Source organism: Streptomyces sp. NPDC059008, from assembly GCF_042749045.1.
Taxonomy (GTDB): domain Bacteria; phylum Actinomycetota; class Actinomycetes; order Streptomycetales; family Streptomycetaceae; genus Streptomyces.
In genome coordinates, this window is sequence record NZ_JBHYJC010000001.1 from 140902 (window position 1) to 157128 (window position 16227).

Below are 16227 nucleotides of genomic sequence, written 5' to 3' on the forward strand. Positions count from 1 at the left end.
GGAGTACCTCACTTCAATAGGTCGTAGTTGATGGTCCAGCCGTGTTGGTTGAGCAGGTTTTGAAATCCTCTGTTGTCCGGCAGGCTTTGAACCATATCTTGGATGTGCTGATCGTACTTGTTGCCGAACCTGGCCCGGATGTCGTCGATGTCCATCTTGATGGCCTCATCGATTCTGCCTTGGTCGATGAGGGCTCGCTGCTGGGCCTGCCAGGCTTTGGCCTCCCGGCTGCTCCCGGTACTCGACACATCGCGGTGATCGGGTCGTTCCATCCGGATGGCTGGCCCCATGTGTTCGGTGAGCCGGGGGTCTGCGAGGTGCTTGTACGCCGACTTGGCGGGGATGTGGTTGATTTCGTTCCCGGTACGTGCTGGCTGGAGTGCTCCGTACCAGCCTCCCTTATCTGTGCACGGGGAGAGTCCCAGCAGGTCGAAGCCAGCAGTGGGATTGTCTACGTAAGTGTGGTGATTTGGGGCAGGGAGGAGACCAAGGGGATCTGGGCTTAGGTAGCGCGCTGCAGTTGGGTCGTAGTAACGGTGAGCGTTGTAGTGGAGTTGGGTTTCGGTGTCGAAGTACTGGCCCGGGAAGCGGATGGGGGTATAGGCGGTGGCGTCTCGGTTCCAGGCGGTGGTGCCCCAGAGGGTCGTGCGGGCCTGCCAGGCAATGCAGCCGGAGGTGTCGAAGAGTTCGGTGGGGGAGCCGACTAGGTCGGTAGTAATGGCAAAGAAGCGTTGATCTATTACCTGTTGAGGGGAAATGGCCAGGGCAGTGGTTCTGCGTTCGGTTTGAGTTAGGGGGGAGAGGCCCTGGTGGTCCCAGGTGAGGGATAGGGCTTCCTGGCGGTGTGGCGCGTGGGTTGTTTGTTCGGTGAGGTTAGGGCCGTCCCAGGTGAAGTCTGTTTGCTCGACAACTGCTTCGCCCTCGGAGGCGAGCCGTCGTTTGGATATTCGACGGCCGAAGGGGTCGTAGAGATAGCGCCAGGTGGTGCTGTCGGGGGTGATGACCGAAGTGAGACGGTCTTCGGGACTCCAGGTGTAGTGCCAGGTGCCAGGTTTGCGGGAGATGCGGGTCTTCTGGCGGAGGGTAACGCGGCCGAGCGCATCGTGTTCGAAGCGGATGCGGCCGGCTCGGGAAATGTTGGTGCCGGTGTAGGCGCGGTCGCCTCGGGCTGAGGGGTTGGGGTGGTGGTCGGGCCAGGTGGCATGAGTTTGGTTGCCGGCTTCGTCGTAGGCGTAGGTCTCGGTCCAGTCGGTGGCCTGGACTGCGATAACGCGGCCGGCGCGGTCAAGGTCGAAGGTGCGGCGGCCCGTGTGGGAGTCCTGGATCGCGGTGAGGTGGCCGTCGGGGCGGTAGGTGTAGGCGCGGTCGAGGACCTTCTGTACCTCTGCAGCGGCGGTGCGGGGTGTTTGGGCGGTGCCGGTACCGACTGTGGTGAGCGACTGGGCGGCCAGGCGGCCGCTGGGGTCCCAGGTGTGGGCGAGTTGGAGTGTGTCGCCGATGGTGCGGGTGAGTTCTTGGCCGGCTGCGTCGTGGTCGAAGGTGAGGACGTGGCCGGCGATGTCCATGGCGGTGCGGTTGCCGGCGGCGTCGTAGGTGTAGGTGGTGGTGTGGCCGGTGGGGGTGGTGCGGGAGGTGCGGCGGCCCAGGGCGTCGTAGGTGAACGTCATGGTGCGGCCGTTGACCGATTCGGCAGTGACACGGCCGAGGACGTCGCGGGTGTAGGTGACCGTTGCGTCCGGGTTGGCTGCTTGCTTCAGGTTGCCGGCGGAGTCGTGTGCGTAGGTGGTGATGAGGCCTGCGGCGTCCTTGGTCGTGATGCGGCCGAGGGTGTCGCGGGTGTAGGTGGTGACCTCGTCGAGGGCGTTGGTGCGGGTGGTGAGTTGGCCGGCGGGGTCGTGGGTGTAGGTGAGGGTGCGGTCGTCGAAGTCGGTCTCGGAGGCCAGGCGGCCTGCGGGGTCGTAGGCGTAGTTCCAGGTCAGGCCCTGGGGGTTGGTGACCTGGGTGAGGCGGAGTTCGGTGTCGTGGGTGAACTCGTGGCGGACGCCGTCGGGGTCGGTGCGGGCCGTGAGCAGGTCGAAGTGGCCGTATTCGTAGTGGGTGGTTTGGCCGATGGCGTCGGTGTGGGTGAGGCGGTTGCCCTCGCCGTCGTAGGTCCATTCTTCGGTGGCGCCGGTGGGGTCTATTCGGGCGGCGAGTTTGCCTTCCGGTGTCCACACCATGTGGGTGGTTTCGCCGAGGGGGTTGGTGACGGAGGTGGTCCGGCCGAAGGCGTCGCGGCGGTAGTGGGTGGTGGCGCCCAGGGGATCGGTGACCGAGAGCGGCAGGCCGGCCTCGTTGCAGTAGAGGCGGGTGGTGTTGCCGAGGGCGTCGGTGATGGAGGAGACGTGGCCTCGGGTGTCGTGGGTGTAGGTGGTGGTCGCGCCCAGTGGGTCCGTCGACGAGGTGCGGTTGCCGGTGGCGTCGTAGGTGTGGGTCCAGGTGGTGCCGTCCGGGCCTGTGGCGGTGACGGGGTGGCCGTCGGGGTCGTAGGTGGTGGTGGAGGTGGAGCCGTCGGGGAGGGTGACGGTGACCGGGCGGCCGTCGTCGTCGTAGTCGATGTGGGTGGTGCGGCCCAGGGGGTCGGTGGTGGAGAGGATGCGGTGTGCCGCGTCGCGGATGGTGCGGGTGGTGGCGCCGGTGGGGTCGGTGGTCGCGACGATGTGGTGGTGGTCGTTGACCTGGTGGGTGGTGAGTTGGCCCAGGGAGTTGTAGTGGAGGTTGGTGCGTAGGCCGGATTCCGGGTCCGGCTCGCCCCAGGTGAAGTTGCCGCGGAGGTGGCCTTCGATGCCGCCCTGGGAGATGCAGCGGTCCTGGTCGTCGTAGACGTAGTGGTAGCTGCTGTTGTTGGTGTCGGTCCAGGACGTGATGCGGGCGGCTTCGTCGTAGGTGAAGCGGAGGGGGAGGCCGGAGGAGTTGGTGACGGATACCAGGTTGCCCGTGTCGTCGTAGCCGTACGTCTTCAGGAGCTGGTCGGTGCCGTCGGGGGCCGCGCCGGCGAGGTGGAGGGCGGTGATGCGGCCCTCTTCGGTGGTGAGGAGGAGGCGGTAGCCGGCGCTGTGGGTGAGGGCGGTGGGGGTGCCGTCTTCGGTGTAGTCGAAGGTGATGTGGTTGCCGCGGCGGTCGGAAATCTCGTCGAGGACGGCGAGGTTCTCGGTGTAGGTGGTGAAGTAGCGGCGGGTGCCGGTGGCCCGGTCGGTGAGGAGGTAGTCGCCGTCGGGGGTCAGTTCGAGGGGGGCGCCGTCGCCCTCGACGGGGTGGGTGGGGACGCCGACGGCAGGGTGGGGGTAGAGGAGGAAGTTGCCCTCTTCGCCGATGAGGATGACGCCCTCGGAGTCGATCTCCAGGCGCTGGTCGACCGTGGACATCCAGGTCGGGCCGAACCAGCGGCCCTGGCGGTAGGACGACTCGAAGGTGCGGGAGAAGGTCAGGGGCAGACTGCCGGGGAGGGTGATGTCGGTCTGCGGCAGGTGCATCCGGCCGGTGGCCATGTCGATGGGGTCGCTGCCGAAGATCTTGCAAGCGGCGATACGGGCCCGGTCCCGGACGGTGATCTTGCCGCCGTTCTTGGCGGCGTGCCGCGCCCACCCCTCGGCGACATTCTTCGCGGTCGACTTCGCCGCTCCCTTGGCCAGTCCCCCCGCGCCCTTGCCGCCGATGGCGTTGACGACCAGGGCCCCGAACGCGTCGCCGGGGTCGCTGCCCCAGCCGGAGCCGAGCATGCCCTTCGCCGTGTCGATGGGGTGGAGCGGGGCCTGGGCCAGGCCCATGAGCATGGTGGAGGCGTTGTTGGCGAACTTCCAGGGGTGGGTGATGTTGTAGGGGTCCAGTGGGTTGACCGTCCGGGCCAGCTTGATGGTCTCGGCGCCGGCCTTGAGGGCGCCGCCGACCATGTGCGCGTTCTGGAGGACGAACGCCTTGCCGCCGTCGGTGAGGGCCGCGCCCGCGAGGTCGGTGAAGGCGGGCTTGTCGGGGGCGTGGGCCAGGGCGCCCTTGATGGCGTTACGGGCCCGCTCGGCCGCTTCGTCGCGCTGGCTGCGGGCGGTCTTGAGCATGTCCTGGGCGGCCTCGCGGCCCTCGGCGCCCGGGTCTGCGTAAGCACCGGGCTTCTGCGGCTGCGCGCCGGGGTTCTGCCCGTTCTCGACGGCCGAGTTGTAGGTATCGACCTGCGCGTTGTACGTGTCGAGCTTGGACTTGTAGGCGTCCAGGGAACGCCGGGTCGCCTCCGTCGCGTTGCGGTACTTCTCGATGGCGTCGGCGGCCTTGCCCTGGGCCCAGGACACCGTTTCCGCATAGGACTTCAGGGCCTTGTAGGCGTCGTCGCAGGCGTCGGCGGCGTGCATCCACTGCTTGGGGTGCATGTCGAACTTCTCGCGGAAGGCGTCGGCGGCCTTGCCGCTCCAGTGCTGGTGCGAGCCGATCTTGCGCATGCCCTCGGCGACCCGGTCGAAGGCGGCGGAGAAGTCCTTGAGGTGGGACACCGTTTCGTTGATCTTCGCGACGTCGCCGTGGATGAGTTCCTTGGGATCCTCGGATTCGCCGAGTTGGCGTTCGTCGACGTGTGCGCCCAGGGCACCGGCCACGTCGGCGCCGGCGGAGCGGACCGCGTGTCCGGCGTCGTCCAGGCCGACGGTCTCCAGGGTGTCACCGGCCAGGTCGGAGCCGTGCTCGGCCAGTTCGCCCGCGCCGCGCTCGACGGCGTCGGTGAACTTGCTCGCGCCGTCGCCGATCGCGTTCAGACCATCGCCGAGCCAGTTCACTTGCCCTCACCCCTCTGACCCTGCGAACCCTTTGGCTCCTGGAACTCCGTGGTGACCTCGTCACGATCGTCGAAGGGGTGCTTCACCCGGTCGGGGATCGACTGGACGTCCTGGCCGAGCTTGTCGGCCGTCTGCAGCATCCGGTCACGGGACTCCAACGACTCCGCGGACGTCGGGTCGAAGTCGACGTTGAAGGGGTTGTCGGCGGCTATGTCGCCCCAGGACGTCTTGTGCAGCTGCTCGGCCGTCTTGGACGGGTCGCCGATGGCGGCGTTCGCGGTCTGCTTCAGCGCGTCCGAGACGTACTGCTCCTGCTCGTAGTAAATGCCGGCGGTCAGGCCCAGCTTTTTGGAGAATTGGTTGGCGTCCTGCATCAAGCTGCGGACGCCCCAGCCCCAACGGTCACAGAAGGACTCCAGGACGGCGGCCAGGCCGTCGTCACCGCATTCCATGTTGTCCAGGGACAATTTGTCGAAACCGCGGCCAAGTTGGGCTTCCACGTCAAAACCCAGCTCTTTGAGTTCGGCCGTCGCGGCCTTGATGCCTTTCGTGAGCTGCTCGAAAGCCTCGGGCTCAAGCTGGTACCCACTCCCGCCTATCAGGCCCATTGCTGCGCTTCCCCCCTGTGCGGCGCGAAGTCGTCCGACCCGTCACCCGTTGATACGTCGATGGCCGCGCTGTCGGGGACGATCCCGGCGACCGGCGGGAACAACGCGCCCTGCTCGCTACCGGCGTCCAGGGCCACCCCCGTAGGGCCCTCGATGTCAGGAATCAGCACGTCAAGGACGCGGGCGCCGGACACCGTGACGTACTGCCACTCCGCGCCGGGCTCACTGCCGCGGGAGAGCGCGAAGCGCGAGAGGGCGTCCTCGTCGGTGAAGGCGTACAGCCAGCGGATGCCGTCCGACTCCGTCGAGAGGAGGGTGTCGTTGACCGTCGGAATCAAGACATGAGTGCGGCGGAATTCGCCCACCAACGCGGCTGGATCCGGCTGTCCCGCGTGAATTGCCGCTACCTCTTCGGCCAAAGACATGGTGGTCCGGCCCCTCCCCCGATTCCCGATTCCCCGCTCAACTGTTCCACCAACTCTGGCATACGGCACTGACAACGCCGCCGGGGACACGAGGAGGAAAAACCGGCCGTCGGTTCTTTTTGTTTTCAAATAAAGGTGGGATGGGGAGGCAAATAGGGCGAGTTGGGATGGGATGGTGATTTCAGGCGGGAATGGCGGAGGCTATGACGGCTTGCTGCGGCCCGCCATGGCCTCGTTCTCGATCGCCCTCAGGCGTCCCCGAGCAGGTTCCGCGCAATGGCGTCGTTCTGGCGGAAGTACACGGCGTCGGTTCCCGGGCGGGGGAACTGGGCCGGGCCGGCGATGATGCGGTCCGTGTGCTCGGCGCCTTGTGCGTCGACGGGGTGGAGGTCCGCGCCGGAGAGGTGGAGTTGGCCGGTGGGGGTGCCGTCCGGGGTGCGGGCCGGGACGAGTTCGCCGCGGGAGGTCAGGACCCGGAGGAGGGGGTCGGCGGGCCGGGTGAGGTCGGGGGCCGCCAAGCGCGCGTCCAGGAGGATCGCCGCCTCGTGGACGGTGCCGGGGAGGGCGGGGCTGGTCGCCCGGAAGAGCGCGGGTGTCCCCGACAGGCCCGGTTCGGCGACCTCCACGCGCATGTCGGGCCCCACGAACGTCACCACCCCCGCCTCGGCGAGCGCCAGGAGTTGTTCGGCGCGGAGGGGCGGGGGGCCCGAGCTGAGGTAGGCGCCGAGAGTGAACTTTGCCAGGGCGTCGCCTACTTGGTCGGGCGGGAGGTCGCCGGAGCGCCATAGTTCCTCGATGACCGTGCCGAGTCGTGCGAGCGCGTCGACCAGGGCGGTGGCGACGCCGCGCGCGGGTCCCGTACGGCTGCGCAGGACCGCGGTGAGGTGGGCGTGCAGGTGGCGCTGGAGGGCGGCGGTGTCGGGGAAGGTCAGGCCGTCCAGGGGGGCGGTCAGGCGCTCCAGGTCGAGGCGGTCGGCCGGGTCGGGGACCGCCTCGCGGGCGAGTTTGGCCAGCCGTTCGGCGTCGGTGAGCAGCAGCGCGTACTGGGCGTCGAAGTCGTCCCAGGTCATACGGGTGCGGTCGGGCCGTTCGGCGAAGAGGGCGCGGTAGTGGCACCAGGCCGACTCGGCCAGCACCAGCGGCCAGACGTCACGGCTGAAGGAGGCCCCGGGACGGGCGAGCAGGGCGCGGCAGGCGTCGAGGGTGGCGAAGCGCAGGGACGGCGGGACCGGAGCCGCCGAGGGCGGGGCGGTGGGCGCCGGTTTCGGGGGGAGCGGGACGCCGCGACGGGAGCCCGCGTGGAGGCGGGGCTCGTGGCCGGACGGCAGATAGCGCAGACGGCCGTCGGGGGTGCGGTCGTAGCGGCCGCCGCGGCCCTCGGTCAGCAGTGCCAGGCAGTCGATGAAGACCAGGCCCAGGCCGCGGACGAGGACCGGTGCGCCGGGCGGTATCCGGTCCAGTGCGGCGGGGTCGGCGGGGCCGGGGCCGATGCGGGTCAAGCCGGGTGGGGCGGGTTCGGCGAGGGCCTGGGTATGGCCCTGGGCGAGGACCACCCGGTCGGCGAGGAGGGGCGGCCGGCCGGAGTCGAGGATCACCTGCTGGCGTCGGCCGGAGGGCGAGTTCCCGTCCGCGTCGGTACGCCGTAGGTCGACCGCGCGTGCACGGTGGACGAACAACCGGACGGACGCGGGCAGGTCGCGGGTCACCGTTGCGAAGAAGTGGCGCAGGTAGCGGCCCTGGTCGCGGCGGGCGGCGTAGGCGCCGTCGTGCAGCGGGGCGTCGAGCCAGCCGGCGGTGGTGGGGCCGGGGCGCGGCGGTCCGGCGCAGGTCACGCTCCGGTCGGGGTACATGGTGACGTGTTCGGCGGCGGAGTTCATCCACAGCAGGCCGGGCTGGTCGGTGCGCCAGGTGCGGCCGGCGCCCGGGGGGTACGGATCGACGATGTGCAGGTCCAGGGGACGGTCGCCGTACAGGGCGGGGACGTTGGCGAGGATCCGCTCGACGATGGAGGCGCCGCGGGGGCCGCAGCCGATGACGCAGAGGGAGCGGGCGGGGGAGCGCGGCACGGAACGGGGCCGGCCCGGGGAGCCGTTCGATCGTCCGGTGTTCAACTGGCCTCCGTCCGTACGGCGCTTGCGTTCTCCCTCCCGAACAACACAGGGCCCGGTGGCCCGCGCCGAGGCACGGGACCACCGGGCGCCGTGTCAGCAGCCGGTGCTGACGGTGGAGCCGAGCGCCTGGGCCTCACGCTCGCCCGGCACCTCCAGGCCCTGAAGGTCCATGATGGTCATTGACGACACCTCCCTTCCGTTGTCCGGTCCTGATGTGTACCGTGCGTACTGGACACCGAACTCGGTGTCAGCAGCCGCCGCTGACGGTGGAGCCGAGCGCCTGAGCGTCACGCTCGCCCGGCACCTCCAGACCCTGAAGATCCATGATGGTCATTGACGACACCTCCCTCCGGGGATGTGGCAGTGACGGTGGACAGCGGTACTGACGTGCCAGGTGCCGTTGCGGGACACCTGGAGCCCCGGGCCCGTGCACAGCGGTGCACGGGCCGCCGGGCGCCGCGTCAGCAGCCGGTGCTGACGGTGGAGCCGAGCGCCTGGGCCTCACGCTCGCCCGGCACCTCCAGACCCTGAAGATCCATGATGGTCATCTACGACACCTCCCTTCCGTCGTCCGTAGTGGCCGCCGCCCCGGACGGGGCGGTGGTGGCGCGTTCCGGGACGGCCGAGTGAACGGCCGCGGCGGACCGCGGGTCGGTGAGGAACGGGAGCAGTTCGGTGCCCCGTTCGGCGGCGGCGAGGGCCAGCAGTACGCCGGCCCCGCCGGTGGCCACGTCCATGGAGATCCGGGCCCGGCCGTCACAGGGGAAGACCGTCGCGCCGTTCAGCGTCATGGCGTGCTGGTGGAGATTGGTCAGATGGCGCCGCAGGTGCCGCTCGGCGGTCGCCGCGGGCAGCGGTACGTGCTCGCGCAGGGTGGCCAGGGCGCCGATCAGTCCGGCGCGGCCGCCCCACAGGCCCGATTCGATGGTGAAGTCGCAGGAGCAGGCGCGCAGCAGGCCCGGCAGGGCCTCGTGGAGCCGCGCGTCGTCGCGGTGGCGCAGGAGTTCGGCCGCCACCAGGGCGATGCCCGCGCTGCCGTTGTCCAGGTAGGGCAGCAGACGGAATCCCTCGTCGACGTGGAGGGTGTCCTGCGGGCCCGGCGCGCAGCGGTCCAGGTCGCGGTGGACGGCGCGCAGCGCCTCGTCCAGGAGGGCCGGGTCGCCGGTGGCCTGATGGGCGCGGAGCAGGAACAGCGCCGGTCCCGACCAGCCGTACATCAGCCCGGCGGCGTGGGTGGAACCGCGTCGGCGCTTGCGCTCGACGGGTTCGCGGCGGGCCGCGGTGAGCCGTTCGGTGACGCGGTCGGCGAGGCCGAGGGCCTGCCGGCGCAGGGCGTCGTCGTCCAGGGCGTCGGCGAAGTGCAGCAGGTTCAGGCCGACGCCGGACAGGCCGCGGTAGAGGCTGGGGCAGTGCCGTACGGGGAGCCGGTCGGCGGCCCGGTCGAGGGCGCGCAGGGCCGCCTCGTCCTCGCCCAACTGCCGCAGGACGTAGGCGATGCCGTGCAGTCCGTCGTAGAAGCCGGTGCGTTCGGCGGGGACCCGGTCGACGGCGGCGCGCAGCCAGGCCGCGCCCTCCTCGTCGTGCTCCCCGAGGACGGTGTGCCGGGCCCACAGGACACCGGCCGCGCCGTGTGCGAAGCCCGCGCCGCCCTCGGCGAACTGGGCGAAGTCGCCGGGGTAGAGCCGGTCGGTGCGGTGCGGGGTGGCGGCCTCGCGCAGCCCGCGACCGATGGAGGCCAGCACGTCGGGTGGCGGGAACGGGCCTTGGACGCTGCGGATCTTCGCGGTGGTGTTGTCGTTGGGGGCGAGCTGCGGGGCCAGCCGGGACACCAGGTGGCCGGGGAGGCCGAACCGCCGTGCCGCGGTGTCGAGCAGCGCCGGCACCTTGTCGGGGGCCAGGCCGCCGAGCGCGGCGAGCGGCAGGAACAGCCACAGCGCGATGGCGGCCAGCGCGTAGTGGTCGCCGTCCGTACCGGTGGCGTCGGCCCGGTGGAAGCCCGGGGCGCCGAGGCTGCTGGGGGTGGCCCGGTCGACGGCGTCGGCCACCTCGAAGTCCAGGAGGACGGGGATGTCGCCGGGCTGGATGATGAAGTTGCCCGGGTGCAGGTCGCCGATGCGCACGCCGCGTCCGTGCACCGAGGCGATCAGCGCCTCGATCCGGCCGAACAGGGCCAGGGCGCGGTCGCGGTGGGCGGCCACGGCCGCCTCGTCGGGCTCGGGAACGGTCAGCGGGTAGATGCCGGCGAGCCAGGACTGGAAGTCCTGCCCCTCGATGTCCTCCAGGACCAGGAACAGGTGGTCGCGGACCTGGAGGGTGCCGAAGGTGCGCGGGATGCCGGGCAGTCCGGCCAGCTTCGTCAGGATGCGGTGCTCGTGGGCGAGCCGGCTGACCGCGTCCCGGCCGACACCGTCCGTACCGGAGTAGGGCCGGCCCTCCTTGAGGACGACGCTGCGCTGTCCGGCGCCGAGGGCCTGGTCGCCGACCGGCTCGGCGCGGTAGACGCCGCCGCCGTGCGAGAAGTGCAGCGCCCCGGTGATCCGGTACGGGAAATCGTCCACGGTCTGGCGGGCGGCCAGCGAGTCCTTGAGGACGTCGGGCAGTGCGACCCAGTCCGGGGTGTGGAAGACGGGGGTGCGGCGGTCCGGCTCCAGGGAGCCGTCCGGGCGCCGCAGTGCGGTGACCAGGTCGCCGTCGACGTCTTCCGTGTAGAAGGTGCGGAAGCCTCCGTAGCGTACGTAGAGCGGACCCTGCCGGAAGCGCAGATCGGTCAGGACGTAGGGGCCGGGGCGGCCGCCGACGATCGCGTCCAGCCCTTCGAGGGTGCGGGCCAACTCGGCCTCGTCCGCCGGGTAGACGGTCAGCAGCTTGCCGGCGGAGGAGCGCTGGGCGTACTTGCGGCTCAGGGCGCGCAGGACGTTGGCGCTCTTGAGGTACTTGAAGGGCAGGCCGCGCACGGTGCAGTAGGCGGCGACGTCGGCGATGGTGCGGTGGGCGTCGTCGGCGGCCGCGCTGACGTGGATCTTCCAGCCCTGGTCGGGGAGTCGGTCCTCGGGCGGGCGGCAGAAGGCCCAGGCCTCGTTCTCGTCGTGCGTCCAGCCGTCGGGGAGGGGCGGGACGGGGAAGCGGGTGGCTTCCAGGTCCCAGTTGCCGGGCCAGTCGAAGAAGGTGCGGTCGGCCAGGGCGAAGCTCTCGGCGCCGTCTCTCATGCGGCACCTCGGGCGGATGCGGGGGCGTCGGCCTCTTCCAGGTAGGCGCTCAGCGCGGTGCGGCGGCCGGCGGTCGACAGGTGCTCGGCCAGGATGGCGCGGGCCTGGGTCTTGTCGTCCTCGGAGACGAAGTCGTCGAGCCCGACGTTCAGTACGCGGTTGTCGTCGCTGGGCTTGAGCGAGGCGTAGTGCTCGTCGCGGAGCAGGCCCCACACGATCGCGTCGTGGTACTGGCCGTCGAGGTAGCAGTGGTCGCGCAGGATGCCCTCGACCGTGAACGGGGTCTTGGTCATCAGCCGGATGATGCCCTTGTTGTAGCCGGCGGTGGTGACCTGCACCCGGTGCGCGTCGAGCTGGTGGAAGAGGTAGTCGACGAGCAGTACCACGGCCTCCGCGCCGTAGCCGCGGCGCCACAGTTCGGGGGAGCCGATCGCGCCGCCGACGGTGAAGCCGCCGATCCGGCCGGAGCGCTGGTAGCTGACGGTGCCGATGCGTTCGCCGTCCTTCGTGCGGATCACCAGGTGGTGCACCCGCCCCGAGCGGTTGGCCTGCTCGACCTCGGCGGCGCCCAGCAGCTCCCAGTCACCGCTGAGCACGGCGGCCGGCGAACCGGGCCGCAGCCAGGAGGCGATCGCGGCCCAGTCGTCGTCGCCGGGCCATTCCAAGGTCACCAGTCGTCCCTGCACGGTGCGTCTACCTCCTCGGTGGTGTCGTGGATCTCGGTGTTGTGGATCTGGGGGTCGTGGGTCTGGGGTCGCGGTGCGGCGGGCGCCGCGGGCCTCATGCGGTGTGGCGCTTCAGTACGAGGACGGCGTTGTGGCCGCCGAATCCGAACGAGTTGCTCAGCACCACGTCGCCGTCCCAGTCGCGGGCGCCTTTGACGACCAGGTCGAGGTCTTCCTCGTCGGGGTGGTCGCAGTTGCGGATCGGTGGGATCCGGCGGTCCCGCAGCGAGAGCACCGCGGCGGCGGCCTCGGCGGCACCGGAGGCGCCGAGCATGTGCCCGGTCATGCTCTTGACGGCGGTGACCGGCGTACGGCGCAGGTGGTCGGAGCCGAACACCTCGCGCAGGGCGGCCGCCTCGATGCGGTCGTTGAGGACGGTGCCGGTGCCGTGCGCGCTGATCTGTCCGACGTCCTCGGGGGCGCAGCCGGCGTCGTCGAGTGCGCCGCGCATCGCGCGCACGGCGCCGGCTCCGGTGGGGTCGGGGGCGGTGGCGTGGTGGGCGTCGGTGGTGGCGGCGTAACCGGCCACCTCGGCGAGGATCCGTGCGCCGCGGCGTTCGGCGTGCCCGGCCTCCTCCAGGGCGAGGACGGTGGCGCCGACGGACATCACGAAGCCGTCGCGGTCCCGGTCGAAGGGCCGGCTGGCGCCTTCGGGGTCGTCGTTGCGGCGGGAGAGGGCCCGGGCGTTGGCGGTGCCGGCCAGGTCGACGGCGGTGAGCGAGTCGTCCGTGCCGCCGGCCAGCGCGAGGTCGGCGCGGCCGCTGCGGATCAGGGCGGCCGCCTCGCCGATGGCCACCGCTCCGGTGGCGCAGGCCGCGGAGACCGCGTGACTGGGGCCGGCGATCCCGTACTTGATGGACAGCAGGCTCGTCGGGTGGTCGATGGCGGTGAGGACCGAGTGGTACGGGGAGACGCGGCGCGGGCCGTGCTCCTTCAGTACGTCGTACTGCTGCTGGATCGCGGGGGCGGCGCCGTAGCCGGAGCCGATGACCGCGGCGAAGCGGTACGGGTCGATGCCGGCCGGCGGTTCGAGGCCGGCGGCGCGCAGCGCCTGGGCCGCGGCGACGACCGCGTACTGGGTGAAGGCGTCGCTGCGCCGGGCCTCCTGCGGGGTGAGGTGGCCGGTCGTGTCGAATCCGGTGAGGTCACCGCCGATACGGACCGGGAGGCCGGAGGCGTCGAAGCGGGAAAGGGCGCGTACCCCGCTGCGGCCGGCGAGCAGAGCGGCCCAGAAGTCCGCGGTGGTGTTTCCCACGGGGGACACCACGCCGCAGCCGGTGACGACAACGCGCCGCCGATCCGTGCGTAACTCCATGAAACCCGCCTCCTGATTTTCAGCCCCTGTTGTCGCTCCGGGGCGTCCTCATGACCAGAAACATGACAGGAGAGTCATTGGCCTGTCAACAGGTTGGCGCGGGAAGAGTCAGGCGAGCGCTCTCATCGGAGACATGGCGCAGGTGACAACCAGGCCGCACACCAGCGAAAACGCTCTCAGGAGCGTGACTTGCAGAGTCATGAAAATTGACTATGGGGTGCGTGGAGGAGGGGCCGAGGGGCCGGTCGGGCGGCCGAGGGCGGGGCCCGTCGCCGCCTGAGCGCCCGCCCGGGTGGCGGCCGGCGGGCGGCCGGTGGGCGGCCGGTGGGCAGCTGTTGGCGGCCGGTGGCGGTTGACGCCCAGGCCCTTCGTCGGCGCCCGTCGCCCCCCGGCAGGGCCCGGTGTACATAGAAAGTGACAGACGGCGGGGCGGAAAGTGCCTACCTGCGGATGATCCGAATGCCCCGGTCGGCCGGGACGCTGGTCCGTACAACCGGCTCCGCCCGCTTGTGCGGGGCCCCGCCTCAAGGGACGAGGGAACTGATGAAGGGTATTGCGGTAGGTATTGTTCTGGCGATCGTCGGCCTGATCATGTGGCTGACCACAAAGGAAGTGGAGACGCCGTACGTCTCGCTTTCCAAGGTCGGGCTGGTGCTGGCGATCGTCGGTGGCGCGGAGGCCTTGTTCGCGCTACTGGGACTGGGAAAGAAGGCCAATAAGTAATTGCGCATTGCGCGCAATCACGGCATTTGCGTCGCCTGGGCACGTGGGGCCGGGCGGTCGTCAGCCCCGCTTTTCGAGGAGGTCCGCCAGCCGTTCCCGGGCCCGCTCGGCGTGCCGGTACGCCTGGGCCCGGCGGAACAGCTCCGCGGAATACCGGAAGTGCCCGGCCGCCCTTTCCCGGTCCCCCGCCCGCTCACACGCCGCCGCGATCTCCAGGAGCGCGGCGGCCTTCTCATGACTGCGGCCGGTGTCGGGCAGCGCGGCCACCTCCTCGCCCAGCTCCGCCAGCCGGCCCCGGTCGCCGGCCGCCTGCGCACCCACCGCCTGCGCGGTCGTCAGCCACAGCGGGAAGCCCGGCTCCTGCGCCACCGAGGCGACGACCAGGCCGCGTTCGACGATGCCGCGGGCCGCCGCCGTCTCACCGCGGTCCAGCAGCAGCAGGGCGTAATGCCCGTTGATCTTCTCCCAGAGCGGGAAGCCGGCGGCCGGGGTGACCCGGCGGGCGCACTCCCCCAGCAGCGCCGCGGCGCGCTCCGCCTCGCCGCGGTCGCGCAGGTCGAGCGCCCGGTGCAGATCGATGACGGCCCGGGGCCCCGGGAACACGCCGTCCGCCGGGGGCCGGCCGTGATCGGTGTCGGGCGCCCAGTCGGGGCAGCCGCTCCAGTAGGCGCAGCGGGTGAGCACATCGAGGACGAGCAGCGAGTGGAATCCGGTGCCGGGGTGCCGGTCGGCGCATTCGAGGGAGCCGGTGAGCGCGTAGCGCAGACCGTCCTGGACCCGGCCGGCCGACTCCAGCAGATCCGCGAGCGCGATCAGCGCCCGCAGCCGGGCCTCGGCGTACGGCGCGGGGGCGAGCGCGTCCAGCATCCGCAGCAGGACCTCGGCGCCCTCGTCGGCGCGGCCGAGGGTGCCCAGTATTTCGGCAATGGCGAGCTGCGCCTCGGTGAATACGTCGTCCTGCCGGCCGGCCGGATCGCTCTCGGCCAGTGCGCGGAATTCCGACAGCGCGCCCTCGGCGTCGCCGCCCTCCCATTGTCGGCGGGCCGCCACCAATCGTCCGACCAGGTCGAGCCTGCGCACCCGGCCGGGGCTTTCCACCGGCTCACCGGCCGCGGATATTTCGTCCACGCCGACCCCGAGGCGGGCCGCCAGGATCTTGAGTGCCCGGCCGCTGGGAATGCGCTTACCGCGTTCGACGAGCGAGATGTAGCTGGACGACATTTCGGACCCGGCAAGGTCGTGCTGTGTCATTCCCGCGCTGACCCGAAGCTCTTTGATTCGCCGCCCGGTATCCGCCAGCTCAGGCATTCGACAAACCCTCCGGATTTCAACGGTGGATGACTCCTGCCGGCTGCACCAAATCGGCGAGTCACAATGAGTGCTGGGCACTTTACCAACGAGTCAAGAAGAAGTCGACCGAAGTTTTGATTCCTTCACCGGTCTTCACCCGGGCTACCGAGATCATTTCGTCGACAGGATCGGGACCGGAAAACCGGCCGTCGAGTACACCGAACTGTGTGCGCCGGATCCCGGTGTCAACCTTTCGATGTACTACCCCACGGCGATGTCCGGGCCCGCCCTGACGTGGTCGGATGAAGTCCTCACCACCCCTTCACCGCCGGACCCTGCGGAGGCACCATCCATGACGCAGCCCCAACGCCCCGATCTGCACAAGGATCCGGCCTCCCCGCCCGCCACCGGCACCTCGTCGCGCGCGGTGCTGGCCTCGGACGCCGAGCGCGAGGACATGGTCGAACGGCTCAGGGAGGCCACCGCGGAGGGCCGGTTAACCCTGGAGGAACTGGCCGAGCGGTCCGAGGCGGCGTATCTGGCGCGCACCCGCGAGGAGTTGCTGTCCATCGGCGAGGACCTGCCGCATGTGACGCCCCCGGAGTCGGCCGGCTCCGCGACCGGACAGCGCACCTTCCGCGCCCTGTTCGGCGACCTCGTCCACCACAGCCCCTCGCTGGAGCACGGCGTCGAGGCCACCGCGGTCTTCGGTGATGTCACCCTCGACCTGTGCGCCTCCCCGGCGCCACCGACCGGCGAACTGACCATCCATGCCCGCGCGTTGATCGGCGATGTGCATCTCCTCCTCCCCGAGGGCGTACGGGTCGAGATGAACTGCGGCAACGTCTTCGGCGATGTGCGCGATCTGACCCGGGCGCACTCCGGCCCGGAGGCCGTCACTCCGCGCGTGCGGATCACCGGCTCCGCCGTCCTCGGCGACATCGTCGTCGCCCACCCCAGCTCCGACCGGCGCACGTACTGGCAGAAGTGGCTCGCCGAGCGCCGCGGCCGAGTGGCCTGACCGGAGG

12 protein-coding genes are annotated in these 16227 nt (G+C 70.6%); 2 read left to right on the forward strand and 10 right to left on the reverse strand.

All coding sequences use genetic code 11. From position 1 onward, the window contains the following. Positions 1-8: 8 nt before the first annotated feature. From ACFWZH_RS00665 to ACFWZH_RS00705, 9 genes are all read right to left on the reverse strand, one after another. On the reverse strand, positions 9-4796 hold the full coding sequence (locus ACFWZH_RS00665) for a putative T7SS-secreted protein (RefSeq protein ID WP_384424087.1): 4788 nt from the start codon (positions 4794-4796) through the stop codon (positions 9-11). Beyond that, positions 4793-5404, reverse strand: a complete 612-nt coding sequence (locus ACFWZH_RS00670; protein ID WP_384424088.1) for a hypothetical protein — start codon at positions 5402-5404, stop codon at positions 4793-4795. Before ACFWZH_RS00670 ends, ACFWZH_RS00665 begins: the two co-directional genes overlap by 4 nt. Continuing rightward, entirely contained in the window at positions 5395-5829 is a 435-nt protein-coding gene (locus ACFWZH_RS00675) for an SseB family protein (protein WP_384424089.1), read from the reverse strand. Before ACFWZH_RS00675 ends, ACFWZH_RS00670 begins: the two co-directional genes overlap by 10 nt. Positions 5830-6077: 248 nt before the next feature. Continuing rightward, the gene (locus tag ACFWZH_RS00680; protein ID WP_384424090.1) at positions 6078-7940 is read right to left on the reverse strand and encodes an FAD/NAD(P)-binding protein; all 1863 of its coding nucleotides are present in this window, start codon (positions 7938-7940) and stop codon (positions 6078-6080) included. 93 nt (positions 7941-8033) lie between these two features. Then, positions 8034-8120 carry a class III lanthipeptide gene (locus ACFWZH_RS00685; RefSeq protein WP_199812551.1) on the reverse strand — a complete coding sequence of 29 codons (87 nt, stop codon included), beginning with the start codon at positions 8118-8120 and terminating at the stop codon, positions 8034-8036. 281 nt (positions 8121-8401) lie between these two features. Continuing rightward, a complete protein-coding gene (locus ACFWZH_RS00690; RefSeq protein WP_199812551.1) occupies positions 8402-8488 on the reverse strand; it encodes a class III lanthipeptide in 87 nt (28 codons plus the stop codon). Next, entirely contained in the window at positions 8489-11146 is a 2658-nt protein-coding gene (gene lanKC, locus ACFWZH_RS00695) for a class III lanthionine synthetase LanKC (RefSeq protein WP_384424091.1), read from the reverse strand. It abuts the gene before it with no gap. Next, complete coding sequence (locus ACFWZH_RS00700; RefSeq protein ID WP_384424092.1) at positions 11143-11832, reverse strand: GNAT family N-acetyltransferase; 690 nt, start codon at positions 11830-11832, stop codon at positions 11143-11145. Before ACFWZH_RS00700 ends, lanKC begins: the two co-directional genes overlap by 4 nt. A gap of 94 nt (positions 11833-11926) precedes the next feature. Further along, positions 11927-13186: a beta-ketoacyl-[acyl-carrier-protein] synthase family protein gene (locus tag ACFWZH_RS00705; RefSeq protein WP_384424093.1), complete on the reverse strand. Its 1260-nt coding sequence runs from the start codon at positions 13184-13186 to the stop codon at positions 11927-11929. A 543-nt stretch (positions 13187-13729) separates the two neighbouring features. Here ACFWZH_RS00705 and ACFWZH_RS00710 point away from each other — a divergent pair. Further along, positions 13730-13909 (forward strand): DUF5708 family protein, encoded by a 180-nt coding sequence (locus ACFWZH_RS00710; RefSeq protein WP_384424094.1) that lies wholly within the window; start codon positions 13730-13732, stop codon positions 13907-13909. A gap of 60 nt (positions 13910-13969) precedes the next feature. Here ACFWZH_RS00710 and ACFWZH_RS00715 read toward each other — a convergent pair whose 3' ends face one another. Then, a complete protein-coding gene (locus ACFWZH_RS00715) occupies positions 13970-15217 on the reverse strand; it encodes a helix-turn-helix domain-containing protein (RefSeq protein WP_384424095.1) in 1248 nt (415 codons plus the stop codon). 334 nt (positions 15218-15551) lie between these two features. On the opposite strand from ACFWZH_RS00715, the gene ACFWZH_RS00720 reads away from it, so the two are divergent. After that, positions 15552-16220, forward strand: a complete 669-nt coding sequence (locus ACFWZH_RS00720; protein WP_384424096.1) for a DUF1707 domain-containing protein — start codon at positions 15552-15554, stop codon at positions 16218-16220. The last annotated feature ends 7 nt before the right edge of the window (positions 16221-16227 follow it).

Excerpts from the sequence above, each read along its gene's own strand:
- ACFWZH_RS00710 (WP_384424094.1), top strand. The coding sequence starts at position 13,730 with ATGAAGGGTATTGCGGTAGGTATTGTTCTGGCGATCGTCGGCCTGATC.
- ACFWZH_RS00715 (WP_384424095.1), bottom strand. The coding sequence starts at position 15,217 with ATGCCTGAGCTGGCGGATACCGGGCGGCGAATCAAAGAGCTTCGGGTC.
- lanKC (WP_384424091.1), bottom strand. The coding sequence starts at position 11,146 with ATGAGAGACGGCGCCGAGAGCTTCGCCCTGGCCGACCGCACCTTCTTC.
- ACFWZH_RS00705 (WP_384424093.1), bottom strand. The coding sequence starts at position 13,186 with ATGGAGTTACGCACGGATCGGCGGCGCGTTGTCGTCACCGGCTGCGGC.
- ACFWZH_RS00690 (WP_199812551.1), bottom strand. The coding sequence starts at position 8,488 with ATGACCATCATGGATCTTCAGGGTCTGGAGGTGCCGGGCGAGCGTGAG.
- ACFWZH_RS00670 (WP_384424088.1), bottom strand. The coding sequence starts at position 5,404 with ATGGGCCTGATAGGCGGGAGTGGGTACCAGCTTGAGCCCGAGGCTTTC.
- ACFWZH_RS00675 (WP_384424089.1), bottom strand. The coding sequence starts at position 5,829 with ATGTCTTTGGCCGAAGAGGTAGCGGCAATTCACGCGGGACAGCCGGAT.
- ACFWZH_RS00720 (WP_384424096.1), top strand. The coding sequence starts at position 15,552 with ATGACGCAGCCCCAACGCCCCGATCTGCACAAGGATCCGGCCTCCCCG.
- ACFWZH_RS00685 (WP_199812551.1), bottom strand. The coding sequence starts at position 8,120 with ATGACCATCATGGACCTTCAGGGCCTGGAGGTGCCGGGCGAGCGTGAG.